At 56.0% G+C, this 25,029-nt stretch carries 25 protein-coding genes; 7 read left to right on the top strand and 18 right to left on the bottom strand.

What is annotated here, in order from left to right:
* Nucleotides 1-15 precede the first annotated feature (15 nt).
* The 4 genes from rhmD to ACMYSL_RS09065 form a co-directional block, all read right to left on the bottom strand.
* Entirely contained in the window at nt 16-1,221 is a 1,206-nt protein-coding gene (rhmD, locus tag ACMYSL_RS09080) for an L-rhamnonate dehydratase (RefSeq protein ID WP_434662285.1), read from the bottom strand.
* 13 nt (nt 1,222-1,234) lie between these two features.
* The gene (locus ACMYSL_RS09075) at nt 1,235-2,017 is read right to left on the bottom strand and encodes an IclR family transcriptional regulator (RefSeq protein WP_110272313.1); all 783 of its coding nucleotides are present in this window, start codon (nt 2,015-2,017) and stop codon (nt 1,235-1,237) included.
* Nucleotides 2,018-2,221: 204 nt separating this feature from the next.
* Entirely contained in the window at nt 2,222-3,418 is a 1,197-nt protein-coding gene (locus tag ACMYSL_RS09070) for a nicotinamide mononucleotide deamidase-related protein YfaY (protein WP_182240057.1), read from the bottom strand.
* Between the two features lie 96 nt (nt 3,419-3,514).
* A complete protein-coding gene (locus ACMYSL_RS09065) occupies nt 3,515-4,057 on the bottom strand; it encodes a YfaZ family outer membrane protein (protein ID WP_181485507.1) in 543 nt (180 codons plus the stop codon).
* 271 nt (nt 4,058-4,328) lie between these two features.
* Between ACMYSL_RS09065 and ACMYSL_RS09060 the strand changes: the two genes are divergently transcribed.
* Nucleotides 4,329-5,777 (top strand): catalase, encoded by a 1,449-nt coding sequence (locus ACMYSL_RS09060; protein ID WP_434662283.1) that lies wholly within the window; start codon nt 4,329-4,331, stop codon nt 5,775-5,777.
* A gap of 48 nt (nt 5,778-5,825) precedes the next feature.
* Here ACMYSL_RS09060 and ACMYSL_RS09055 read toward each other — a convergent pair whose 3' ends face one another.
* Nucleotides 5,826-6,806, bottom strand: a complete 981-nt coding sequence (locus tag ACMYSL_RS09055) for an Rpn family recombination-promoting nuclease/putative transposase (RefSeq protein ID WP_434662281.1) — start codon at nt 6,804-6,806, stop codon at nt 5,826-5,828.
* A gap of 137 nt (nt 6,807-6,943) precedes the next feature.
* On the opposite strand from ACMYSL_RS09055, the gene nudI reads away from it, so the two are divergent.
* A complete protein-coding gene (gene nudI, locus ACMYSL_RS09050) occupies nt 6,944-7,369 on the top strand; it encodes a nucleoside triphosphatase NudI (protein WP_182240063.1) in 426 nt (141 codons plus the stop codon).
* Here nudI and ACMYSL_RS09045 read toward each other — a convergent pair.
* Both ACMYSL_RS09045 and tctD read right to left on the bottom strand, forming a co-directional pair.
* Complete coding sequence (locus ACMYSL_RS09045) at nt 7,361-8,776, bottom strand: sensor histidine kinase (RefSeq protein ID WP_434662279.1); 1,416 nt, start codon at nt 8,774-8,776, stop codon at nt 7,361-7,363. The genes nudI and ACMYSL_RS09045 overlap by 9 nt on opposite strands.
* On the bottom strand, nt 8,763-9,437 hold the full coding sequence (tctD, locus tag ACMYSL_RS09040) for a transcriptional regulator TctD (RefSeq protein WP_434662278.1): 675 nt from the start codon (nt 9,435-9,437) through the stop codon (nt 8,763-8,765). Before tctD ends, ACMYSL_RS09045 begins: the two co-directional genes overlap by 14 nt.
* A gap of 135 nt (nt 9,438-9,572) precedes the next feature.
* Between tctD and ACMYSL_RS09035 the strand changes: the two genes are divergently transcribed.
* From ACMYSL_RS09035 to ACMYSL_RS09025, 3 genes are read left to right on the top strand one after another with little or no spacing between them, the layout of a single operon-like run.
* Entirely contained in the window at nt 9,573-10,553 is a 981-nt protein-coding gene (locus ACMYSL_RS09035; RefSeq protein WP_434662276.1) for a Bug family tripartite tricarboxylate transporter substrate binding protein, read from the top strand.
* Between the two features lie 15 nt (nt 10,554-10,568).
* A complete protein-coding gene (locus tag ACMYSL_RS09030; RefSeq protein WP_110272305.1) occupies nt 10,569-11,000 on the top strand; it encodes a tripartite tricarboxylate transporter TctB family protein in 432 nt (143 codons plus the stop codon).
* 11 nt (nt 11,001-11,011) lie between these two features.
* Nucleotides 11,012-12,532 carry a tripartite tricarboxylate transporter permease gene (locus ACMYSL_RS09025; RefSeq protein WP_434662272.1) on the top strand — a complete coding sequence of 507 codons (1,521 nt, stop codon included), beginning with the start codon at nt 11,012-11,014 and terminating at the stop codon, nt 12,530-12,532.
* A 163-nt stretch (nt 12,533-12,695) separates the two neighbouring features.
* On the opposite strand, the gene ACMYSL_RS09020 is transcribed toward ACMYSL_RS09025, so the two are convergent.
* Nucleotides 12,696-13,490: a T6SS immunity protein Tli3 family protein gene (locus ACMYSL_RS09020; RefSeq protein ID WP_434662270.1), complete on the bottom strand. Its 795-nt coding sequence runs from the start codon at nt 13,488-13,490 to the stop codon at nt 12,696-12,698.
* Between the two features lie 198 nt (nt 13,491-13,688).
* Here ACMYSL_RS09020 and ACMYSL_RS09015 point away from each other — a divergent pair, with 198 nt between their 5' ends.
* Nucleotides 13,689-14,312, top strand: a complete 624-nt coding sequence (locus ACMYSL_RS09015) for a DUF2238 domain-containing protein (RefSeq protein ID WP_434662268.1) — start codon at nt 13,689-13,691, stop codon at nt 14,310-14,312.
* A 1-nt stretch (nt 14,313) separates the two neighbouring features.
* Here ACMYSL_RS09015 and menE read toward each other — a convergent pair whose 3' ends face one another.
* The 7 genes from menE to ACMYSL_RS08980 form a co-directional block, all read right to left on the bottom strand.
* A complete protein-coding gene (gene menE, locus ACMYSL_RS09010) occupies nt 14,314-15,681 on the bottom strand; it encodes an o-succinylbenzoate--CoA ligase (protein WP_434662265.1) in 1,368 nt (455 codons plus the stop codon).
* The gene (menC, locus tag ACMYSL_RS09005; protein ID WP_434662264.1) at nt 15,678-16,643 is read right to left on the bottom strand and encodes an o-succinylbenzoate synthase; all 966 of its coding nucleotides are present in this window, start codon (nt 16,641-16,643) and stop codon (nt 15,678-15,680) included. Before menC ends, menE begins: the two co-directional genes overlap by 4 nt.
* Nucleotides 16,643-17,500, bottom strand: coding sequence for a 1,4-dihydroxy-2-naphthoyl-CoA synthase (gene menB, locus ACMYSL_RS09000; protein WP_181485494.1), 858 nt, complete (start codon nt 17,498-17,500; stop codon nt 16,643-16,645). The genes menC and menB overlap by 1 nt, the downstream gene beginning before the upstream one ends.
* Nucleotides 17,501-17,514: 14 nt before the next feature.
* A complete protein-coding gene (gene menH / locus ACMYSL_RS08995; RefSeq protein ID WP_434662262.1) occupies nt 17,515-18,273 on the bottom strand; it encodes a 2-succinyl-6-hydroxy-2,4-cyclohexadiene-1-carboxylate synthase in 759 nt (252 codons plus the stop codon).
* Nucleotides 18,270-19,940, bottom strand: coding sequence for a 2-succinyl-5-enolpyruvyl-6-hydroxy-3-cyclohexene-1-carboxylic-acid synthase (gene menD / locus ACMYSL_RS08990; RefSeq protein WP_434662260.1), 1,671 nt, complete (start codon nt 19,938-19,940; stop codon nt 18,270-18,272). The genes menH and menD overlap by 4 nt, the downstream gene beginning before the upstream one ends.
* A 73-nt stretch (nt 19,941-20,013) precedes the next feature.
* Nucleotides 20,014-21,312, bottom strand: coding sequence for an isochorismate synthase MenF (gene menF, locus ACMYSL_RS08985; protein WP_434662259.1), 1,299 nt, complete (start codon nt 21,310-21,312; stop codon nt 20,014-20,016).
* 100 nt (nt 21,313-21,412) lie between these two features.
* Nucleotides 21,413-21,874, bottom strand: coding sequence for a GNAT family N-acetyltransferase (locus tag ACMYSL_RS08980; RefSeq protein WP_181485491.1), 462 nt, complete (start codon nt 21,872-21,874; stop codon nt 21,413-21,415).
* 59 nt (nt 21,875-21,933) lie between these two features.
* Here ACMYSL_RS08980 and rnz point away from each other — a divergent pair, with 59 nt between their 5' ends.
* On the top strand, nt 21,934-22,854 hold the full coding sequence (rnz, locus tag ACMYSL_RS08975) for a ribonuclease Z (RefSeq protein ID WP_434662258.1): 921 nt from the start codon (nt 21,934-21,936) through the stop codon (nt 22,852-22,854).
* Between the two features lie 49 nt (nt 22,855-22,903).
* Here rnz and ACMYSL_RS08970 read toward each other — a convergent pair whose 3' ends face one another.
* The 3 genes from ACMYSL_RS08970 to ACMYSL_RS08960 are packed head-to-tail and all read right to left on the bottom strand — an operon-like array spanning nt 22,904 to nt 25,024.
* Nucleotides 22,904-23,434, bottom strand: coding sequence for a tyrosine-type recombinase/integrase (locus ACMYSL_RS08970; protein ID WP_434662256.1), 531 nt, complete (start codon nt 23,432-23,434; stop codon nt 22,904-22,906).
* A 33-nt stretch (nt 23,435-23,467) separates the two neighbouring features.
* Nucleotides 23,468-23,977, bottom strand: coding sequence for a fimbrial protein (locus ACMYSL_RS08965; protein ID WP_434662254.1), 510 nt, complete (start codon nt 23,975-23,977; stop codon nt 23,468-23,470).
* Nucleotides 23,978-23,989: 12 nt separating this feature from the next.
* Complete coding sequence (locus tag ACMYSL_RS08960; protein WP_434662253.1) at nt 23,990-25,024, bottom strand: fimbrial protein; 1,035 nt, start codon at nt 25,022-25,024, stop codon at nt 23,990-23,992.
* Nucleotides 25,025-25,029 lie beyond the last annotated feature (5 nt).

Below are 25,029 nucleotides of genomic sequence, written 5' to 3'. Positions count from 1 at the left end.
TGCGGCACGGCGGGATCAGTGGCTATAAGGACGTTGCAGATTGCAGTCGCGGTTCAGCTCAACGCCAAAACCCGGTTTATCCAGCACAGATTTATGAATGCGTCCATTTTCCGGTACTGGTTCACCCAGCAGAATCGGGTCAAACTGCGGGCGCATCGTTGAGCAATCCGGGCTGGTCATCAGGAATTCGCTGAACGGCGTGTTGGTAAAGGTGATGACCGCGTGGTGCGAATAGACCGATGACCCGTGTGGGACCACCAGTTGACCGCGCGCTTTGGCGATTGCGGCAATCTCCACCAGCGTAGTCAGGCCGCCGCACCAGCCCACATCAGGCTGCATAATATCGATGCCGGTTTCCGACAGCGTGCGGAATGATTGCAGCGTGCCGTGGTGCTCGCCGCTGGTGACCATCATCCCGGCTGGCGCATTGCGTTTGAGTTCACGATAGCCTTCGTACTGCTGCGGCGGCAGACACTCTTCAATCCACTTAAGGTTATGAGGCGCGCAGGCGTGAGCCAGCTTAGTGGCGTAGTTAACGTCCTGGCTCATCCAGCAATCCAGCATCAGCCAGAAATCCGGACCGCATTTTTCGCGCATGCCAGCGACCATCGCGGCATCTTTGCGGATCCCCGCATCGCCATCGTGCGGCCCCCAGTGAGTCGGCATTTTGCCGCCGATAAAGCCCATCTCTTTCGCCAGGTCCGGACGCGCGCCGGTCGCATAGAACTGAATTTCATCGCGCACCGCGCCACCCAGCAGTTTATACACCGGCAGGCCAACCACTTTGCCGAACAGATCCCACAGCGCCAGATCGATACAGGAGATAGTGTTCATCACCAGGCCGCCGGAGCCGGAGTAGTACATGGTCGCGTTGAGCATCTGATCGTGGATCAGTTTGATATCGCTGACGCATTTGCCTTCGATAAAGCGGTTCAGGTGCTTTTCAACGATAAAGCAGCCCATTTCACCCGCCGTTGACACCGCAAACCCGGTCTGCCCATTCTCCGCTTCGACCTCGACAATCAGCGTACCCAACACGTTGATGCCAAAAGACTGGCGGGACTGCTCATACTGTTTGTATTTGCTCATCGGGGTCGCGATGTGGTCATCAATCCAGTGGTTCGCTCCCTGATCGTGATAATCGCCGCCGCCAGCGCCTTTCTCTGCGGTAGCACCGCCGATGAACCAAGCGCGGACGTGTTTAATTTTCGGTAAGGTCATGATGTTCTCCTTGTTATGAAGCTTGTTGTTCGAAGGGGCTCTTCCACCCCAACAGACGGGAAATATCTTTGGCGCAGGCAATCGCCTTACCGGCGAGGTAATCACGATTGTCTTCATTGATTTGCAGGCGCGTGCCGACCACCGAGATAGCGGCGGTCAGTTCGTTATTGGCGTTAAACACCGGCGCGGCCACGCAGCGCACGTCGGGATAGTCTTCGCCGTTATCAAAGCTCCAGCCCCGAGCGCGAATACGCCCCAGTTCATCGCGAAGCTGCTGAGCATCAGTGATAGTGGTTGGCGTGGCTCGTTCCCAGCGCAGTTCGCTGATAATTGACTCCTGAACTCGTTCCGGCTGCCAGGCCAGCAGGCATTTACCAATACCGGAACGATAAAGCGATAGGCTCTTACCTTCGTGCGAACGTACGCTAATGGTGGCCGGGGATTCGACCTTCAGAATGTAGTAGGCGTTACCGTTATCGATGATGCCCAGGTGACAGAGCAGACCGCACTGATCCATCAGCTGCGTCAGGCGCGAACGCGCCAGTTCGCGCAGGTCCATTTTGCTCAGCGCATGTCCGGCCAGCTCAACCAGCTTGGTCCACAGGCAGTAATTGTCCTGATTATCCATGCTAAGAAAGCGCTGTTTTCTCAGTTCACCTAACAGCAGATAGGCAGTGCTTTTCGGAATACCCAGTTCATCAATAATGGTCGCTGCGCTACAGGGGCCGATACGGGCGATCAAATTGAGAATATCAATGGCGCGGGTCAGCGCCGGGACCTTGCTTGATTCCAACATACTGGACTCCAATCCTGAATACTGGAATCAGTGTTACGGTTGTCGGGGAAGTAAATTGTGAGCAACTTCAAATGACGGGGCGATTCCAGAAGGGTGGACATTCAGAGGTATCAAAATGGGAGATGACGCACAGAATATTTAAAACGAAGTACAGCAGGCTGGACGAATACCACGCCGGGAAGGGATCCCGACGCGGTGACCTTATTAAACCGTGAGAGATTCGACGACGTTAATCCAGCCATGTTCACCGGCTATCGGCTCACCGTTCAGCCAACGACGCAGCATATTCAGGGCCATCATCGCGCAGACTTCCTGACGCACCTGCACGCTGTGACGATTGGTACTAAATTTCACTCGCAGCGCGTGAGTGCCTTCCGGCGTTGAGAGCGCAAAGTTCAGGTGATCGCTCTCCTGACCGCTGACCGCCAGCGCCAGACCGGCAAAGTGTTTCACCCGCCGCTCCGCCGCCCAGCGCGCCGCCTGCGCTAACGTCTCTTCCTGTGCCGGAATCACTTCGCTCGCCAACAGCGGCGCGTTAACGCGTGAAAGCTGTAGCGCCAGCAGGCCGCCGGTAAACTGCTCGCTTAGCGTCAAGCTCAGCTGGCGCTCTTGCAGGCGTCGGGCAATCTGCGCCGGTAGACCTTCAGTGCCTTCGAAGATCACGCTTTCACCGGCCACTTTCTGCACTTCCGGCCACAGCGCCAGCATCGCTTCGCGCTGCTCAGAAGGCCCGGTCAGCTTGAGTTCAATAATCGGCATTGAGGAGCGATAGCCCATCACCACGCCCGGTGGCAGCTGAAGATGGTCAAGGCTCTGCGCCAACTCGCTCTCCGAGCGACCAAAGGTGGTCAAACGCAGACACAGCGGCGGAGCCGGCAGCGGGAAACGTTCGCGCAAGCGCGGTAAGATTTCCTGCTCAACCATCACTTTGAATTCCGAAGGCACGCCGGGGGTGAAAAACATCAGGCAGCGATTGAGCTGCACGGCGAAACCGCAAGCGGTCCCGACCGGGTTGTTGATCATCTCGGCGCTTTGCGGAATTTCCGCCTGTTTACGGTTGCTGGCGGCCATTGGCCTTCCGCGCTCGGCAAAAAAGCGCGTCATCACATCCAGCCACTCTTCGTGCAAAATCAACCCTTCGCCTTTGGCCGTTGCCGCAGCCAGCGCGCTGAGATCGTCGCTGGTTGGCCCCAGGCCGCCGTTAACGATCAGCACGTCGGCGTGCTCGCTACGTTCGCGTAAAATCGCCACCAGAGCGTCAAGATCGTCGCCCACGGTATTGCGACGCTTTAAGGGTAATCCTTGATTAAAAAAGAAATCCGCCAGCCACGCGGCATTAGTATCGACGATTTGCCCATGCAGCACTTCGTCGCCGGTGGACAGCATTTCCACGTTTAGCATTGTGAACTCCAGCCTGATAAGTCGGAATACTATAGCGCAAAGCGGCTGGGAGAATGACTGAAAATCAGGCGCGGCAGAATACCGCGCCAGGGAGAATCAGAAGCTGGCGTTGACGCCGACGTACGGGCCGTCCGCAACGGTGTTATCGCGGTTGCCTTCTTTGCCTGCCAGGTTGAGGTAACGATAACCGGCTTCAATGCTCAGAGGACGCATAATGGTAAAGCGCGCGCCAGCATTGGCTTCCTGATAGCTGTCGATACCGCTGGAGAGTGAATCCGGGGAGTAATAATATTCGCCGAACAGGCGGAAACGGTCGCCGATTTTCCACTGCAGGCCGCCGCCTACCGCCGCCGCATAACCTTCATCACCGGCTTTTGGATTGGTGTAAACGCCTTTACCGCCAACGGTCGCTAGGAACGGACCTAAAGGAAGGTTCAGACCCAGGCCTAAGCCCGCCGCATCACCATCATCATCGTTGTGCAGCCAGTTACCGGATATCGCCAGCCCGGTGGATTCGGTACCAAAACCAACCCCAAGGTTGGTGTAGTGCTCACCGGCCTGCCCGCTGACGCTGATCGCATTTGCCGCCGTCGAGACGAACATCATGCCAGCGAGGGCCAAAAATATACTTTTTTTCATTTTTTACTCTATCCAGAAAACAAGAATTTAAAAGTCCCGAAAAACCGCGAAATTGTACTGCTGAATGCTAAGGAATCAATGCGCTAAAGCGACCTTTACCATTGTGATTGTAACCAGTTGCTACCGAATATTTGCCAACGGTCGCGGATATCAAATCGATAGCCAGAGCCAGATTGCCCGCACTGACTATTTATTCTACAAATAGCGCTCAGCTTATTTCGTCCCTTCAGGGAAATGAATAAGTTACATAAAACTTTGTCAGGAGATAAAGATGAGCAAGAAAGGATTAACGACCGGATCCGGCGCGCCGGTTGTCGATAACAATAATGTCGCCACCGCAGGCCCACGCGGCCCCATGCTGCTGCAGGATGTCTGGTTTCTTGAAAAACTAGCCCACTTTGACCGGGAAGTTATCCCGGAACGCCGTATGCACGCAAAAGGTTCCGGCGCCTACGGCAAACTGACCGTCACCCACGATATCACCCGCTATACGCGCGCAAAACTCTTCTCTGGAATCGGCAAAACCACCGACCTGTTTCTGCGCTTCTCGACCGTTGCCGGAGAGCGCGGCGCCGCTGACGCCGAGCGCGATATTCGCGGCTTTTCCATCAAGTTCTATACCGAAGAGGGTAACTGGGATCTGGTGGGCAACAACACGCCGATTTTCTACCTTCGCGACCCGCTAAAATTCCCGGATCTCAATCACGTCGTGAAGCGCGATCCGCGAACCAATCTGCGCAACCCAACCTGGAAATGGGACTTTTTCTCCCTGCTACCGGAAACGCTGCATCAGTTAACGATTGATTTCAGCGACCGCGGCATCCCGCGTTCTTATCGTCATATGCACGGTTTTGGCAGCCACGCGTTCAGCTTTATCAATGCCGACAACGAGCGTTTTTGGGTGAAGTTCCACTTCAAATCCCAGCAGGGGATCGCCAACCTGATGGATGATGAGGCCAAACGCCTGGTAGCTGAAGACCGCGAAAGCTCTCAGCGCGATCTCTATGAGTCAATTGAAAAAGGCGATTTTCCGCGCTGGACCTTCTACGTGCAGATAATGCCGGAAGCGGAGGCCAGCCAGGTCCCTTATAACCCATTTGACCTGACCAAAATCTGGCCGCATAGCGATTATCCGTTAATTGAAGTTGGGGTGCTGGAGCTAAACCGCAACCCGGACAACTACTTCGCGGAAGTTGAGCAGGTAGCCATGAACCCGGCAAACGTGGTGCCCGGGGTAAGTTTCTCTCCGGACCGTATGCTGCAAGGACGACTGTTCTCCTATGGCGACACTCAGCGTTATCGTTTAGGGGTTAATCATCATCAGATCCCGGTAAACGCTCCGCGCTGTCCGTTCCATAACTATCACCGCGACGGCGCGATGCGCGTAGATGGCAACAGCGGCAACGGTGCGACCTACGAGCCCAACAGCTTTGGCGTCTTTCAGGAGCAACCGGACTTTAGCGAGCCGCCGTTAAACCTTGAAGGCGCGGCCGCTCACTGGGATCATCGGGAAGATGGCGACTATTTTAGCCAGCCGCGAAAGCTGTTTGAGCTATTAAGCGAAGATGAGCATCAGCGTATGTTTCAGCGGATAGCCGGTGATATGCGAGATATCCCCGAATTTATTCAGCAACGGCAGATTGGACTATTCAGCGAAGTCCATCCCGACTACGGCGCGGGCGTAGCGGCGGCATTGAAAGCTTTGCAACACGCCAAATAAACGCTTACGGCAGCCAATATAGCTGCCGTTTTCGCTGCAAAGAAGAATTTAGTGCTGGAGTTTATCAAGCTGGCGCAGTGACAAACCGGTCAGCTTTGCGACCTGAGACGGCTCCTGCCCATCCTCCAGCATCGCCCGGGCAATGCGTTCAGCCGCCTCCTGCTGCCCTTCACCCCGGCCTTCTTGCCGACCTTCCTGCCAGCCCTTACGACGACCTTTTTCTATTCCCGCCTTCATTCCCTGAAGGACTCCCTGTTTGCGGCCACGCTCTTCCAGAAACTGAGCAATATTCATTAGCGTCTCCTTATGCTGCTTAAGCGGTACCTTTTGCGCTAATTTGCGTAAAAAGGCCACGGGATCGGCGGCGTTACCCGCCTGAATCATATAATTCAGCAACGTTTTAAACTGCCGACGGTTAGTGTATCCCAACGACAATATGCTGACCAGTTGCTCTGAAATTTCCATCATATCCCGCTGCCGGATATGTTTTTGTAGCAGCTCCAGCATGGCGACTCGTCGGTGCTGTATGAGCTGCTCATCCGGGATCGTCGTAATATCCACCAGTTGAAAATTCTGGCTATATAGCCTCTCAGCCACCTCTGGCTGCGAAAAACCGTCCAGCCAACGCATTGAGTGCGGGCAGGGGCTGGTCTTGCCGTGATAAAAAAGCAGGGGAATGACCAATGGTAACTGGTGATACCCTTTATCCAGATGACGCTGCATCGCGGCAATGGCATAGCGCATCAGGCGAAACGCCATATGCCGGTCGGGTGAGCTTTGATGCTCAATCAGCACATAAATATATCCCTCGCCGGTCTGTGTTTTGAGCGAATAGAGGATATCCGAATGGCTGGCACGCAGATCTTCTTCGATAAAGCTACCGGATTCCAGCTGAAGCGTTCGCAGATCGCATAGCATCCGCAGATGCTCCGGCAAATGAATAAGTAAAAAATCGCGCGCCGTTGCCCGATGGGACAAAATATGTTTAAAAACCGCATCATGCGGTGAGTGGCTTGCTATCGGTTCCATGATGGCCTCTGATCAATAAACTTGCGGCCACCCTATCACCTCTCGCTTCCGCCGCGCGTTTTCGCTTGCTGTTTGCCGAGTCGACTCGCAAACTGGGCTATCTCAATGTTTACCCACGTCATCATTAAGGAAAAACCATGCGTCAAAGGACTATCGTTTGCCCGCTCATTCAACATGAAGGCCACTACCTGCTGTGCAAAATGGCCGACGATCGCGGCGTGTTTCCCGGCCAGTGGGCGCTCTCCGGCGGCGGCGTGGAGCCTGGCGAACGTATCGAAGAGGCTCTGCGACGAGAGGTTCGCGAAGAGCTGGGCGAAAAACTACAGCTAACCCAGATTACACCATGGACCTTTAGCGACGATATCCGGGTTAAAACCTATGCTGATGGCCGCCAGGAAGAAATTTATATGATCTACCTGATTTTCGATTGCGTTAGCGCCAATCGCGAAGTGACGATCAACGAAGAGTTTCAGGATTACGCGTGGGTGAAACCGGAAGATCTTGCCCATTATGATCTGAACGTAGCGACCCGTAAGACGCTGAGTCTGAAAGGCTTACTCTGAACGAGCGATCAAAAAGCGCAGCCTGACCTTCAGCCCGCCCAACGTTTCGCTGCGCAGCAGTTGCGGATGGCTGCGGTGCAGGCGTGCAATATCGCTAACCAGCGCCAGCCCGAGCCCAGCGCCGGGATTATCACCAACATTTTCCAGGCGATGAAACGGCATTAACGCCAGCAGAATCTGCGTATCATCGATCCCCGGGCCGCTATCCTCGACGTCCAGCAGCACCGCGTTCCCCTCTCGATGCAGGCTTAACGTCACGATCCCGCCCTGCGGCGTATAGCGAATTGCGTTATCCAGCAGATTCGCACACAGCTCGCTCAACAGCACGCAATCTCCGGCTATCATCACCGCCGATGGCTCGCCCTCATAACCAAGATCGATAGCTTTGCTCCGCGCCTGCACAAGCCGGGAAAAACAGCTGTTCTGAACAATCTCATGGAGATCAACCGGTGAAAAGGCATGCTCCCCCTGCTCTTTACGTTTGATAGTCGCCAGTTGCAGCAGGCGCTCAGTTAATAGAATCGTGCCATCCAGGGTGCTGCTCATCGCCGCCAGGCTCTCTCGCCAAAGTTTAGGATCATCACTGGCCAGCGCCACCGAGGCCTGAGTTTTCAACACCGCCAGCGGGGTTTTAAGTTGATGAGAAGCGTCGGCGCTAAAACGTTCCTGGCGTGAAATCATCACCCGCAACCGATCGATATAGCGGTTAAAAGCAACGATTAACAGACGGGTTTCCGACCACGGCAGCAGCTCCGGTAGCGGCGTCAGCAGACCGGGTTCGCGGCGCACCATCAGCGCCGAAAGCTGGCGCATCGGTCGCAGCACGCGGCGCAGCAGCCAGCCGGTGAACACCAGGGTTAACAACACCAACAGCCCTTGCGATATCCACGACGAGAACAGCAACTGTCCAGCCAACCATCGCCGCGACTCCAGCGTTTCGGCGATGTAGATTTCCGCCATTCCGGCAATACCACCTTCATTCACTGGCTGCAGCAGGCGCGCCACGCGGATGGCCTGACCACGATATTCGGTATGATAGAACCACGCCAGCGCCGGATAGAGTTGAGTACGAGAAGTCGATGGCGGCATCGCCGGAAGGTCGTCATAACCGGAAATCACCTGCCCCTCGGGGTCGAGAACTTTATAGTACAGGCGATCGTTCATATTCAGTTCAAAGCTATCCAGCACCACCCACGGCACATTCACCTCAAGCTTACCATGGCGCACCACCAGGCGTTCGGCTACGGTTCGGGCGGACGAGAGCAGCGTACGATCGTACGCCTGCGTCGCCGCCTGTAGCGCACTGACGTAGCTATTGAAGGCCGACAGCCCCCACAGTAAAACCAGCGGCAGGCCGAGAAACAACAGCAGTTGAGCAAAGAGCGACTGCGGTTTAGCCCACCTCATGGGCCAATTCCAGCACGTAGCCCAATCCGCGCAAGGTAACGATCCGCACGTTGCTCTCCTGAAGCTTTTTCCGTAAACGATGAATATACAACTCGATACTTTCCGGGCTAACGTCATCGCTCAGGCTGAAAACCTGCTCGAAAAGCTGCTGACGAGACACCGGGCGCGTGCGGCGAAACATCAACACCGTCAGCAGCGCCTGCTCGCGTGGAGTTAACGACAGCATCTGCCCACGCAGCAAAAAATAGCCTTCATCACGATATTCCAGTTCGCCCATCTGCTGGATCTCGTGCACTTGACCTTCGCTACGCCGCAGCAGCGCCCGCAGCCTGGCATCCAGTTCTTCAAGCTCAAAAGGTTTTGGCAAATAGTCATCGGCCCCCACGTTCAGTCCTTTCACCCGATCCGCCACCGCACTGCGGGCGGTCAGCAGCAACACGGGAAGCGTCTGTCCACGTTTTCGCAGACGCTGCACCACTTCCAGCCCATCGAACCCCGGCATACCGATATCCAACACTGCCAGCGCATATTTTTCGCTTTGCAGCAGATGGTCAGCCGCCCGTCCGTCAAGTACGCAGTCTACGGCAAACCCGCTCTGCACCAGCGCTTTCTCCAGCCAGTGAGCCAGCTCACGGTTATCTTCAGCCAATAAGAGACGCATATCACATCCTGTAAAGTTGCTGCTGCATTGAAAGGGAAATGAAAGGTAACTGTTTTAACAATCACGCAACTGAACTACTACATGTCGGTTCACATAATCAGAAAAAACGTTCCCTGTACCCTACCGAGGAAGCCTATGAACATCTCACTCCTTCGCCATTTTAGTGCCATCGCTTTATGCCTGTGTACCGCCTCGGCTTATGCCACCGAGGCCCCATCCCGCACCGAATGTATCGCGCCCGCCAAACCCGGCGGCGGCTTCGATCTGACCTGCAAGCTGCTTCAGGTCAGCCTGATGGAGACCGGCGCTATCAAAAAACCGATGCGCGTCACCTACATGCCCGGTGGCGTAGGCGCGGTGGCCTATAACGCCATTGTTGCCCAGCGCCCCGGTGAACCCGGCACCGTAGTCGCCTTCTCCGGCGGCTCGCTGCTCAACCTGTCGCAGGGAAAGTTTGGCCGCTATGGCGTCGATGATGTCCGCTGGCTGGCCAGCGTCGGCACTGATTACGGCATGATCGCCGTGCGCACTGACTCCCCGTGGAAAAACCTGGCATCGTTTATGGCGGCGATGGAAAAAAATCCCGCCAGCATTGTCATCGGTGCTGGCGCGTCCATCGGCAGCCAGGACTGGATGAAAGCGGCGCTGCTGGCGCAAAAAGCCAACGTCGACCCGCACAACATGCGCTACGTGGCGTTTGAAGGCGGCGGCGAGCCGGTCACCGCGCTGCTCGGCAATCATGTGCAGGCAGTCTCCGGCGATCTGAGCGAAATGGTGCCTTATCTCCAGGGCAATAAAATTCGCGTGCTGGCGGTCTTCTCCAACGAAAGATTGCCAGGCGCTCTCGCCAACGTACCCACCGCCAAAGAGCAAGGTTACGATCTGGTCTGGCCGATTATTCGCGGCTTCTTTGTTGGTCCAAAAGTCAGCGATGCCGACTATCAGTGGTGGGTGGAGGAGTTCAGCAAATTGCAGCAGACCGATGCGTTTAAAAAGCAGCGCGAACTCCGGGGCCTGTTTGAGTTCAACGTGAATGGCAAGAAGCTCGACGCGTACGTCAAAAAACAGGTGGAAGACTATCGCCAACAGGCAAAAGCCTTTGGCCTGGCCAAATAATCAATGGAGGTTGCGATGAGCGATCGTATTTTTGCCGGAGTATGGCTGCTGCTCTGCGTGGGTGGAATGTTTATCGCCTGGCAAATCCACAGCGAGTACGCCTATGAACCCGTCGGCCCCCGCCCTTTTCCGGTGGGTATTATCGGCCTGATGCTGCTGTGCTCTGTGCTGCTGCTCCTGCGTCGGCCCGATGTCATCACATGGCCGGGGCGTCTGGTTTTACAACGTTTACTGACGATGGTGGTGGCACTGGTGGTCTATGCGTGGGGCTTTGAGTGGCTGGGTTTTCCCTTGTCAACCGCGCTGCTGACCGCCGTTTTCGGCCTGCTGTTTGGCGCGACCCTACCCGCGGCTGGCGTTGCTGGCATCATCATGGGCATCGCGCTGTGGTACATCTTTGACGCCCTGCTTGATGTCACCCTGCCGCTCGGCATCTGGCTAATTTAACGGAGGAGTTTATGGATATCTGGATTTATCTGTCGCAAGGCTTCGCCGTCGCCATGACGCCGGGCAACCTGATGATTGCGCTGATCGGCTGCTTCGTTGGCACTATCGTCGGCCTGCTGCCGGGCCTGGGGCCAATTAACGGCGTGGCGATTTTACTGCCGCTGGCTTTTGCCCTGCACCTGCCTGCGGAGTCAGCGTTGATCCTGCTGGCGACGGTCTATATTGGTTGTGAATATGGCGGGCGCATTTCGTCGATTCTGCTCAATGTTCCCGGCGATGCCGCCGCCATTATGACCGCCATCGACGGCTACCCTATGGCGCAGCAGGGGCGCGGCGGCGTGGCGTTGTCCATCTCGGCGGTGAGCTCGTTTGTCGGTTCACTTATCGCGATTATCGGGATGATTTTATTTGCCCCGCTACTGGCCCAGTGGTCGCTGGCGTTCGGCCCGGCGGAATATTTCGCGCTGATGACTTTTGCCATCGCCTGCCTTGGCAGCATGATGGCGCAGAATCCGCTGAAGTCGTTCCTCGCCGCGTTAATCGGTTTGGGGTTGGCGACGGTAGGCGTTGATGCCAACACTGGCGTCTATCGCTTCACCTTCGACAGCGTTCATCTTTCCGATGGCGTGCAGTTTATCGTGGTAGTGATTGGTCTCTTTTCGGTCTCAGAAATTTTGCTGATGCTGGAAAGCACCAGCGGCGGGCAGAAACTGGTACGGAAAACCGGGCGCATGCTGTTTAACGCCAAAGAAGCGGGCCAGTGCGTGGGCGCGACGCTGCGCTCATCGGTGGTCGGTTTCTTTGTTGGTATCCTGCCGGGCGCGGGAGCGACCATTGCCAGCGCCATCACCTATATGACTGAGAAAAAGCTCAGTGGTAACAGCGACTCCTTTGGTAAAGGCGATATTCGCGGGGTGGCGGCGCCGGAAGCGGCAAATAATGCCTCCGCCTGCGGGTCGTTTATTCCGATGCTCACTCTCGGCGTTCCTGGTTCCGGGACCACTGCGGTGATGATGGGCGCGCTGACCTTATACAACATCACCCCAGGACCGGCGATGTTTACCGAGCAACCGGACATTGTTTGGGGCCTGATCGCCGCGCTGTTGATCGCTAACGTGATGCTGCTGATTATGAACATTCCGCTAATCGGTCTCTTTACCCGCATGCTCACCATTCCACTGTGGTTTCTGGTTCCGGCGATTGCCGCCGTATCTGCGGTTGGCGTTTACGCAGTACACAGCACCACTTTCGACCTGCTGTTGATGGTTGGGCTGGGCGTACTTGGCTACATCTTGCGCAAAATGCACTTCCCGATGTCGCCGCTGATCTTAGGCTTCGTGCTGGGCGAGATGCTGGAGCAGAATCTGCGCCGCGCGCTGTCGATTAGCAACGGCAACATGGCGATTCTGTGGCAAAGCGGGGTGACTAAAACGCTCCTGCTGCTGGCGGTACTGGTCATCGTGGTTCCGCCGCTGGTGAAGTACTGGCGCAAGCGCCAGTTGATGACGAAAGGAGATCTTCCGGGAAGCTGACAGAATGCGCCTCCAGGTACGTCATTGCAGCATCCACTATCTTCCCGGTCATACACTGCGCTGACCGGGCTACGGGTCCGGTCTGGTAGCCCGGTCAGATGCGCAGCATCGCCTCCTGGAAACAGCGTGCATCGAGGCTTCCGCTGTTCTCTGTTGGCCGGGGCTACGGGTTCACCGCGCTCAGCACTCTGGCGCGCGCATCGTCCCACTCGCGCCGTTCCTGCTCGCTGAGCTGGGCGGTCGCGCTACAGCGCATCGCATTCCATCCGGGATACTCATCGATCTGCGGCGGGTTATTCTGGCGCTGATTATCGTAAAAAGACCAGTGGCTGCCGCGAGACAGGTCTGAACTGACAAGATGCCCCTCTTTTAGCTGCAGATAGATCTGGTTATTGACCACCATCATCGCCATATCCTCCTGCGGGCGTTCATCCGCTAATCGCGGCAGGCGAATTGGGGTAAACATCCAGGTTTTACCATGGTCGGCGGAAACGTTGAAACCATACAGGCGAAAATGGAACTGCCCGTCGGCCATTTTTTGCGGCAAGCCGGTTCTGGGCACCACGACATACTGTTGCGCCGCGTGGAAATAGCGAAACGATGCCGGTGCGACCTGTCCGTAAGGCACGCTGCCTGAACGCTCCGTCTCTGGGGTCGTCCATTCATTTAGCTTTAGATCGCCAATCCGCGAGACAATATCCCGTTGCGTATCCAGATACCACATCACCCCCGAACAATAGCGCGGTGCCCGCCCGTGTCGTCCCAGCTTACCTCTGTCGAGCACGATATAACGCCAGGCGTCAAAACGGTAAATCACCTGCGGCCAAATTTTCTGCCCGCGCCAGTGACGATCGTCCTCGCGAATATGGCTGGAAAAAGGGTCGTCAACGCTCCAGACGTTGAAAGGCTGCGCCAACAAAAAGCAGAAAAAGGCGAGAATACGGAACCTGTTTTTCATTACCGTGCATCCCTGTCGGTTAGTCAAAGCTCTCTTTATGCAGCGCCGGTTCTGGCTATAACCATGCTCCTTGTTCGGGGCTAAAAGCTGCGTCCCTTCCCGGAAGACAACTCAGGAGAACCGTGCCGCTAACGTTCAATATTGTATTTTCCCGGTATCCATCTGATAGTAACGTCTTTAAACTTCTGGCGATATATTATGACCACCACGGTTTCCGGCTCGTTAATCAAATTCGCGGCCCTGGCGCTTCTACTTATCCTTGTTTATACCGGCATCAGCGCGGGAGATAAGCTCACCTGGCTGATGGAAGTTACGCCAGTCATCATCCTCGTTCCTTTGCTGCTGGCGACGCACTCACGCTATCCGCTAACGCCGCTGCTCTACATACTGATCTTCTTCCATGCCATTATTTTAATGGTTGGCGGAATGTACACCTACGCCAAAGTGCCCATCGGCTTTGATGTTCAGGCCTGGCTTGATTTGAGCCGCAATCCCTACGACAAGCTGGGACACTTTTTCCAGGGACTGGTCCCGGCGCTGGCGGCGCGGGAAATTTTGCTGCGCGGCGGCTACGTTCACGGACGCAAAATGCTCGCGTTCGTGGTTTGCTGTATTGCGCTGGCGATCAGCGCCGTCTATGAGCTGATTGAATGGTGGGCAGCGCTGGGTCTGGGACAAGGCGCGGATGAGTTTCTTGGCACTCAGGGCGATCCCTGGGATACCCAGTCGGATATGTTCTGCGCCCTGCTCGGCGCGCTGACCACCGTTTTAGTTCTGGGCCGCTGGCACACGAAGCAGCTACTGAGCATCCAGCAGTCCTGAACTACGGCATTACCTGCTGGTTAACCCACTCACGTAGCGCCCGGCGGGAAATTTTAATGCCGCCAGTTTTTAGCGTTTCGGGCAGTGGCAACCAGCGTACCGGCTGCTGGAAACGCGCCAGCTTATCGGCGCACCAGCTTGCTAAGGTTGCCGGGGCGCAATGCTCGCTGCACTCCACCACCGCCACCGGCCGCTGGCCAAATTCGGCGTCATCCAGCGGTACAATAAAGACCTGCTGAATCTGCGGATGAGCGCCAATGACCCGTTCCACCTCTTCCGGCTGAATGCCCTCTCCGCCGCTGAAAAAGAGATTATCCATTCTTCCGAGAATGGTCAGATTACCGTTATCAAGCCTGCCGCGATCGCGGGTAGCAAACCAGCCATGTTCATTCACCAGTGGAACTATTTTCTCATCGCGCCAGTAGCCTTCAGCCATACTGTCGGCCCGCAGCCAGACTTCACCGTCGACAATCCGCAGTTCGCGTCCCGGCAGCGGCTGCCCGACGTCCGCCAGACCATCGGCCTCTTTGGCGCACACTGTGGAAGCAAACTCGGTCAGTCCGTAGCCACACCAGCAGCGGATACCGCGCGCCTTCGCCTGCTCGGTCAGCGCCACCGGGATCGCCGCGCCGCCCAGCAACACTGCTTTTAACGAAATGTCGCCATCATCGTTGAGCAGACGCCAGAGCTGAGTCGGCACCAGCGAGGCATGAGTACAGCCCTGCAATGCCTGCTCCAGCGGCTGTTTGTCACGCACCGTCAGGACAGCGCCCGCATGCAGCCAGCGCCAGAGAATGCCCTGGCCGGAAACGTGAAACAGTGGCAGCGACAGCAGCCAGTCATCTTCCGGCGCAAGCGGGATCATCGCCAGCACGCCTTCGGCGCTGGCGAGATGGGCGCGAAAAGTATGTACCGCCGCTTTCGGTAAACCTGTCGACCCCGAAGTCAGCGTCATTGAGGCCAGGCGATCTTCGCGCCAGATAACCGCGTGCTCGCCTGACGCAAATTGCAGGGCCAGTGGGTTGTACATCAGCGCAAGAGCGTCGCCGTTTAGCACCAGCGCATGGCGCAGGCTTAGCGACGGTAGCAGTTCCGCTAACAAAGCGGATGGCAATTGCGGGTTCAGCGGCAGGACGCGCGCACCGCACTGCAATAGTGCCAGCCACGCCAGTAAGGCCTCCGGCTGATTGTAAGCACGAAGCAGCACGCCATCGCCTTCGCTGACGCCCTGGGCGTGAAATCCCGCCGCCAGCGCATCAATTTGCGCGCACAGTTCTCGCCAACTCAGGCGCTGCTCGTTCAGACGCAGCGCCTGCGCCTCTCCCCGCAGCTGACGCCAGTGACGCCAGGGCCAGTCGCTAAATGTCACAGCAACGGCTCCAGCTCATCAACGGTCAGGCACGGCAGGTCGCTTTCCGGCCAGCGACGAACCAGCTGACCGCGCATCAGGCTCAGCGTATCCAGACCGGGAATAGTGTGCGGCGTCAGCCAGGCGGCAATCCGCGCCAACTGCGTCAGGCCCAGGCTCGACTCAATGGATGAGCTGATAACCGCCGTCAGCCCCAGAGCATGAGCGGTTGCCACCTGCTGCTGGACTTTTTGCAGGCTGCCGGTCAACGTCGGTTTAATCACCACGGCCCGCAACCCCGGCTCGGCGGCAAACTCAAAATCCGCCTCGCGCAGGCTCTCATCCCAGGCAATTGCGATACCCGTTTCCTGGGCAAAAGCACGCGAGTCGTCTCGAGTTTTGCAGGGTTCTTCAAGGAAAGCGATACGCTCACGATATTGCGGATCGACGTATTTGGCGAACTGCTGGGCTTTCAGCGGCGTCCAGGCACGGTTGGCGTCAAGACGCAACGTCAAATCAGGGATCGCTTCCAGCAGCAGGTTCACTACCATGCCGTCGCGCACCGCCTCATACAGGCCAACTTTGACCTTCGCCACCTTCTCGCCAGGCATCAGCGAAAGCTTCGCAAACAGCTCGTCCGGGTCGCCGGAACACAGCGGCGCGGCGCGATAATCCGCCGCCTGCGGCAACTCACCGCACAGTTCCGCCAGCGCGCAGCTCACGCCGAAAGCCGCTGAAGGCGGCACTGGCTGCGCAGCGTCTTCGCCATCACGCCAGGCTTGCGCCCAGGTAAGCAGCGCCGCCTGCGCTTCGTCCAGCGTTTCAAGGCTGAATCCCGGCAGGGGAGAAATCTCCCCCCAGCCTTCGCGCTCGCCGTCACGCAAGCGCAGAAGCAAGCCATCGCGGGTTTTTAACCGCCGTTCACGCAGCACCACCCCCGCGTCCATCGGTAGCTGCCAGCGGTAAACCTGCGCCTGTCGCATTATGGATTCCGTTTAAATTTGCTGAAGTCCGGCTGGCGCTTCTGGTTGAACGCGTTGCGCCCTTCCTGACCCTCTTCGGTCATATAGAACAGCATAGTGGCATTGCCCGCCAGCTCCTGCAGCCCCGCCTGACCGTCGCAGTCAGCGTTCAGCGCCGCCTTCAGGCAGCGCAGCGCCATCGGGCTGTTTTGCAGCATTTCACGACACCAGCGCACGGTCTCTTTTTCCAGGTCCGCCAGCGGAACCACGGTGTTGACCAGGCCCATATCCAGCGCGGCTTTCGCGTCGTATTGACGGCACAGAAACCAGATTTCGCGAGCTTTTTTCTGCCCAACGATGCGCGCCATATAGGCCGCGCCCCAGCCGCCGTCGAAGGAACCGACTTTCGGGCCGGTCTGGCCGAAGATGGCGTTTTCCGCAGCAATGGTCAGGTCACACATCATATGCAGTACGTGCCCCCCGCCGATGGAGTAACCCGCGACCATCGCTACGACGGGTTTCGGGCAGGTGCGAATTTGACGCTGGAAATCGAGCACGTTGAGGTGGTGAACGCCGGAGTCATCCTGGTATCCGCCGTAGTCGCCGCGAACTTTCTGATCGCCACCGGCACAGAACGCCTTGTCGCCTTCGCCGGTCAGGACGATAACGCCGATATTGTCGTCATAGCGGGCATCCGCCAGCGCCTGAATCATCTCTTTGACGGTCAGCGGGCGAAAGGCGTTGCGGACCTGCGGGCGGTTAATGGTGATTTTAGCAATCCCATCCGCCGACTTTTGATAACGAATGTCGGTGTAGCCTTCGGAACAGTCCTGCCATTCAACCGGGGCGTAAAGCATTGCTTCATCAAGAGAGATCATAGAGTGTCCTTCAGTTAACTCGCTAAAAACTGCGCCAGACAAGCAACTACCGCGGCAGGGTTTTCCCGATGCGCGTTGTGTCCGGCATGATTAATTACGTGTGTGGTTGCGGATAGCTCATCCGCGATGGCGCGAAACTTGTCATCGCGTTCGCCGCAAAGGTAATGAAATGGGAAATCACGAGTGCGTAATGCCCCACGGAGATCGGGCTGTTGACCCAGTGAGGTCGCCAGCAGCATCGCCGCTAAAATCGTACCGTTGTTACGGCTGCGCAGCGCAACCAGCGCCGCGCGCTGGGGCTCATCAAGGGAGGCAAAGACCGGCTGCTGATACCAGTCGGCGAAAACCTGCGCCAATGGCTCACAGCGAAAGCGTTCAGCCCATGCTGCATCGCTACGTAGGCGCAGCAGACGCTGGTTGTCATCCTGCAAGCCCGGATGCCCGCCTTCAACGACCAGCCCGCAGAGACCTTTACGCGGCTGGCTGGCATAGGCCATCGCTACCCGTCCGCCAAGGGAGTAACCCACCAGCCAGTACTTTAGTATGTTGTAACTATTCAGCGTATTCTTAAGGAGCTGGCAGACATCGGCAAAGTCGCTCACTTCGATATCTGCCGAACCTCCGTGGCCCGGAAGGTCAAGATACAAACGCGGATACGCGCTGAACGCGTGGCCCACGGTACGCCACTCGTGGCTATCGCCGGAAAATCCGTGCAAAAAAACCAGCCACGGATATCCCGGCAGGCCCTGTTCAGCCACCGCGTGCAGCGTCATAGCTGGCTCACCTGCGCCAGCAGATGTTGTAAGGTTTGCGCACCGTCGGTTTCATTCACCACCAGTTCAATCAGAGTGGCGCCGGGAGTACGCCAGGCGCCATCCAGCGCACTTTCGAGTTCACTCCACCCCGTGGGGCGATGATAAGGTAAGTTGAACATCGCCGCCGCATGGTCAAAATTGACGTTTTGCGGCATCAGATAGAACTGGCTTCGCTGGTCCTGCGGCGTTGGCAGCAGAGAAAAAATTTGCCCACCGTTGTTGTTGACGACAATCAGCACCAGCGGCGCAGATGCCTGACGTAGCAGCGCCAGCGAGTTAAGATCGTAGAGCGCCGACAGGTCACCGACGATAACTAGCGTTGGACGCGCGCTGGCACGCTGCACGCCAGCCGCCGTCGCCAGCAGGCCATCAATTCCGCTGGCCCCACGATTGCTATAAACCGGGTAGCCCGCCGGGAGCTGCGATAGCGCATCAATTAAGCGTACTACCAGGCTGTTGCCGACAAACAGCTGGCCCTGATCCGGCAGATAGCGACGGATTCTTTGCGCCAGTTGGGCCTCGCCGAAGGACTCGCTGTTGTCGACCGCCGCCTGCCATGCCTGGCGTGCCAGTTCAGGGATGGCGCTGGCCCACGGCTGGCGTTTTTCCGCCGGGTGTAGATCCAGCCAACGATCGATGGAACAGACGAGACGACGACCGCGATGCTGTGCCGGGTCAAGCCGCCCCGGCAGGTTATCCACCAGCCAGTACTCTTCTGGCTCACAGGTCGCCTGCCACTGCAAAACGCGTTTGCCGGTCAGGCTGCTGCCCAACTGGACAATGATTTGCGCCTGCGCCAGCTCGCTAACCGCCTTTGCGTTACCGAGCCACAGGTCAGCGCACGGTAGCGGCTGTCCGGTTTGCGAGAGCACGTCGCCAATCAGCGGCCAGCCGAGCATTTTCGCCCATTCGGCCACTTTCTTGCCCTCTTCGGCGCTCATGCGCCCGGCAACGATCACGCCGCGTTTTTGTCGCCAGAAAAACCAGTCGCGCTGCTTATCACTTTCAAGATGCAGGGACTGGCGCAGCCACGGTTTGTCGCTCTGCCACCAGTCACCTAGCTGCTGCTGCCACTGGATGCCGGTATCGTCCATGTCGCCGTACAGCGGTTCGGCAAACGGGCAGTTGATATGCACGCCGCCGGAGTGCAGCGCGCCAAGCGCCTGATCGAGGGTCGAGACCAGCCAGCGGGCAGGAATATCCTGCGACGGTCGCGGCAGCGATATCGTCTGCGATGGATGCGAGGCAAACATACCCGGCTGGCGAATGGCCTGATTGGCACCGCAATCGATCAACTCCGGTGGCCGGTCAGCGGTAAGCAAAATGAGTTTCTCGCCGGTCAATCCGGCCTCTATCAGCGCTGGATAGAGGTTAGCCGTGGCGGTACCAGACGTAACAATTACCGCCACCGGCTGGCCGCTGGCTTTCGCCAGGCCCAATGCCAGATGGCCGAGGCCGCGTTCGTCAAAATGAGTGTGATGAATAAAAGCGCGGTTTTCCGCCGCCGCCAGGGTTAAGGGCGTTGAGCGCGAGCCGGGCGCAATGCAGATATGCTGCACGCCGTGGCGCGTTAAAGCTTCAAGGATCACCGCCGCCCAGCGTCGGTTAAATGCGCTTACTGACATGAATTTGTCCGGTATCAAATATTGAGGCTAAGTATAGATAATACAAAGTGATCGAGCTTTGATATGCATCGTTTTATCCAGGTTTTGTCAGCAGTAACGAACGTAATCCTGCGGCTTTATTTTCAATTTCCAGCCACTCTTGTTCGGGGTCTGAACCGCTGACAATTCCTGCCCCGGCGTACAATCTAAGCGTATCGTGTTCTACTTTTGCCGAACGCAGAGAGACGCAGAATTCACTTTGCGCCAGCGACAGATAGCCAGCGGAACCGGCATACCAGTCGCGGGCAAAAGGTTCGTGGCGGGTGATAAAATCCAGCGCCGTCTGTCGTGGTAAACCGGCAACCGCCGCCGTGGGCTGGAGCCGGTGCAGGCAGCGGGCGTCATCAGGTTTATCCAGCTCGGCCCAAATACAGCGCCGTAGATGCTGCACTTTACGCAGACGCACGACCTGCGGCGGCAGCACGTCCAGCACGCGAGTCTCCCCCTGCATACGCTGACAGATATCTTCCACCACCAGCATATTTTCGCGCTGGTTTTTATCATCGTTCATCAGCCAGTCTGCCAGCTTTTGTGCCTGACGATCGTTCTCATGGCTGGCAGCGGTCCCCGCCAACGCCTCGGTCCGCAACAACGCGCCGCGCCGACGCCACAGCCGCTCCGGGGTTGCGCCGAAGAAGGACTGCTGTGAATTAAAAGCCATCAGGAAATGGAAGCAGTTGAGGTTAATACGGCGGCTGGCGGCGACGATCGCGCCCGCATTTAACGGGGCAGAAAAATGTAAATCGGTGGCACGGGCCAGTACCACTTTGTCCATTTGCCCGCCAGCTATCGTCTGTGTTGCTTGTTCAACCAGCGCCCGCCACTGCGGCCAGGCTGGAAAGTGCTGTTCACTTAACAGGGAGGGCATCGCCGCGTGTAGCGATTGCTCTGCTATTAAAAAATGGAGGAATTCACGCGCCGCATGGGCATCGTCATAAAGCGAAGTGTCGCTGCACAGCGTCAGCCGCAGGGTGGCTTTACCGCCCAGGCGACGCCACTCCAGCCTCGGCAGTATCAACATTCCCCGCTGCGGGTCAAACGCGTTAAGGCCGCAAATCCGCAGATCGTCGCGCCCCTGTTGCTGTAAAAAAGCATTCGCCTGAACTAAAGAAGGAAAGGTTTTTACCGCTCCCAGCGCGGCGAGTTCTTCATCACCGTTACGCTGCTGCCAATAGAATTGCGGCCACACCGGCTGATGACTGCACCACAATAATGGGTCAAAAGCGTCATTCAGCGCAAAGGGGATATCGAAAATTCGCGTGCCGGGCGATGGCGGGAAATCGTCAGCCAGGCAGCCGGACAGGCTTTCCAGCGCGGTGGAAACAGACAGCACGCAAACCTCCACGGAGTAAAAACCCCATATTATACGGGGTACCACGCTGAAATAGCAGTACCCCCGATGAGGGAGCGGCTTTTAGTCCGCATGTCCGACGTTAGTGGGTGGCAATTTCGCGCGCCATGCCGATGTGGTCGATACCGTCCTCATCGTAAACCTCGGTAACCGGCACAAAACCGAAGCTCTCGTAGAATTTTTGCAGGTGCGCCTGGGCCCCGAGATAAATGGCCTTTTGCGGCCAGTTCTGGCGACAGCTGGCCAGCGCCTGCTCCATCAGCTGATAGCCTAGCTTTTCGCCACGCACCGTCGGGCTGACAATCACCCGACCAATCACTACCGGCTCAAACTCATCTTCACTCTTAAGAATGCGCGCGTAGGCCACCAGCTCCTCACCGCGCCAGCCTAGAATATGGCGATTCTCTCCGACCAGGTCGTCGCCATCGACGTCCAGATAGGCGCAGGTTTGTTCGACAACGAACACCGCACAGCGTAATTTCAGCAGGGCATAAAGCTGTGGGACGGTCAGTTCGGCGTGGTGAAGATCCTGCCATGTCATCATCTGCGGTTCCTTAATTGGTATACTCTGTTTTTTGACTCACGCCCTAAGGACACAGGACGATGGAATTACTCTTTTTGGGGACATCCGCTGGCGTGCCCACCCGTACGCGTAATATGACGTCGATAGTGCTGAATTTGCAACAGCCAACAATGGCTGAGATGTGGCTGTTCGACTGCGGGGAGGGAACACAGCATCAGTTTCTACATACCCCTTATCATCCTGGCAAACTGAATAAAATTTTCATCACTCATCTCCATGGCGACCATCTGTTCGGCCTTCCCGGTCTGCTGTGCAGCCGTTCGATGCAGGGTAACTCACTACCACTGACGCTGTATGGACCAAAAGGGCTTAAGGAGTTCGTAGAAACCGCGCTGCGCCTTAGCGGTTCCTGGACCGATTATCCGCTAACCATCGTCGAGGTCGGGCCTGGTTTGGTGTTTGATGAACAGGGCTATCGGGTTAGTGCATATCCGTTAAATCATCCAGTCGAGTGTTATGGCTATCGAATCGAGCAGCACGATAAACCAGGTGCTCTTGATGCCGCCCGGCTTATCGCTGATGGCGTCCCCTCCGGCCCGTTGTTCCACCGTTTAAAGCAAGGATTAACGGTTGAGCTGGAAGATGGGCGGATAATTGACGGTAGCCACTATCTTGGTCCGGCGACACCGGGAAAAACGCTGGCGATTTTCGGCGACACGGCCCCCTGCGCTGAGGCACTGGAACTGGCACGCGGCGTGGATGTCATGGTCCATGAGGTCACTCTGGAGCAGGCAATGGCGGAAAAAGCCAATAGCCGCGGGCATTCAGTCAGTCAACAGACGGCCGCGCTGGCGCGCAATGCGGGCGTCGGTACGCTTATCGCCACTCATTTTAGCTCACGCTATGATGTTGAGGGCTGTCAGCGCCTTCTTGCGGAATGTCAGGAGGTTTTTCCGTCAACGGTGTTAGCGGAAGATTTTCTGGCCTATACCGTGGACTAAAAGCAGGCGTAGCGCGGTGAATAACGGCCGCCGCGTTTACGCCAGTAAATTACTCTTCAACATAACCGTTATAACGCAGGATAGATTTTAAATTCCGATAGCCAAGGTAATCCTGAATAGAATCGTCATCAATGCCTTTCTTACCCAGTTCATAGCCACAGGCATGACGCAGCATCCGTGGGTGAACATTCTGTTTTAGCTTCGCCAGTTCACAGCATTCACGAATAATTTGATAGAAACGCTGGCGCGTCATCTTATTTCCCCTTGAGGAGAGAAAAAGAAGATCGCTACGGGCCGGATAACATTCCCGAGCGAGCAACCAACGCTGCAAAGAAATAACCTCTTTCGGCTGCAAAGGGTGATAACCTGAAACACCGTGACGAGCCCGGTGAATATAGATTCGCTTCCCGGGCAAGTCGACATCACTCAATGTTAATGCTGTAATTTCATTAATTCTAAAACCATGCAAAAAACACATTTGAATCATGCAGCTATTTCTTTCCGGATGAGCGCAATATTGTGCGGCAAGAACCAGACGCTCAACATCTTTTACGCTCAGATATTCCATATCTTCTTGCATACTTCATTCCTTTCTTCCATTTAACGAATAAAGTTATTGGTAGGTAAATGTCAGTTGCACCACCGATTCAAATTGACCAATAGTTGCTCCCCCCAGGGTTGAATATAACCGGGCAGCTAAGGGAAACTCGCCTTTCCCGGTACTACTATTAATTGTAATAGTCATCTTGTCTTGATTCTTGTAGGTCGTAGTGTGACTGTCATTGGTTATTTGCAACGCAATATTCTGCGACGCATTGCTGGCCGCCATATTGGCAAAATGCGTGGCATCATCACCATCCACCACACCATCGAATCTTACCGTTGCTTTAGTGGTCCCTGCCGGGCAATTTTCTATGTTTAAGTTAAAAGTCTTCCATTCCGAAGTGTCTCCGGCCGATTGAAAGTCAATTCTCGAAAGCGTACCAAAATTCACTTCCTGATATTTTGTATCAGTACTTACATCGCAGGGAAAATAATAAATATTACCTGTTACATTTAAAGGTATTCCGCCCCAGGATGAAAAAACAGGCAGCAACAATGCCAGCCATAGCGCCTTTTTCATTATTAACTCCTGCTATTCAATTTCTGCCTGAATGGTGGCCGTAGCGGTAAACCCACCGCCATCGGGTAAATTACCAGTGGTATTAATCGGATAGATTTTCATAGTGGTATCCCCGGTCTGGGTTGAGTAATTCAGATTGACCGGCAGCAGTCCTGAAATCACCGGAATTTTGGTTCCGGTAATATTCTCGATCCGTACAGCAATGTCGCTGTTGGTGGTCGCCAACGCCGTTCCATCATTAGTATCTTTTGTCCCCTGAAATGAGAGAGCAATTTTTACCCCAGCAGAAATATTGGTACAGGCCACCGTCATATTCACTATATGCGGCGTAAATCCGGTTGGCATCTGGCTTGCTGTTTTAAAATTGTTAGCAGCAATATCACCAAAGTCAATATTAATCGGCTGGCCGGTATTTATTTCGCAAGATTGCGGTACCGTGACCGAGCCGCTCATTGAGATCTGCGTCATCGGGATAGAACTGTAGCTACCCGCTTTTCTCGTTCCGTAGACACTGAGAATTATCGTTGGCGGAATGGTCACCTGACCGACAAATGGCCGGGTAAAGTAGAGTGAAATATATCCTTTCGAACCAGTATCAAAAGCAGCCCCACCTGAATTGCAAGGTGCTGCTGTATTATACAGGTTACTTTTGTCCTGAAGGGGAGTCGGAACATACTGATTCAGAAAGCCCGCAATATATAACTCACTGGCAATTTCCAGGTATTTATTCAGACTGTAAAAATTTAATCCACTGCGGGTTTGCGTCGCGACCAATCCCGGAATTGTCGCTTTGTAAAGCGTAGCCCCGCTAGTACTATCACAATCACATTTTGCCTGGTAGGTTCCTCCGGTACTCCAATTATAAAGGCGGTTGAACTCCATCCCGGCCTGGTTTTGCGATGGGTTAGTAAAGGTTTCAATAAATGAAAAGCTGTCCTGAAAAGGAGCGCCGCTATTATTCTGGCACCACCCGGTTGCCGCCATCGCCTGCGGTGATATCGCCAGCGCCATCAGACCCGCTAATATACCCCATGAAAATCGTTTCATTGTCT

This window comes from Klebsiella sp. MISC125, assembly GCF_051131775.1.
Lineage (GTDB): Bacteria > Pseudomonadota > Gammaproteobacteria > Enterobacterales > Enterobacteriaceae > Klebsiella.
Note: the sequence above shows the minus strand (reverse complement) of the source record. Positions and strands in the feature narration are given on the sequence as shown.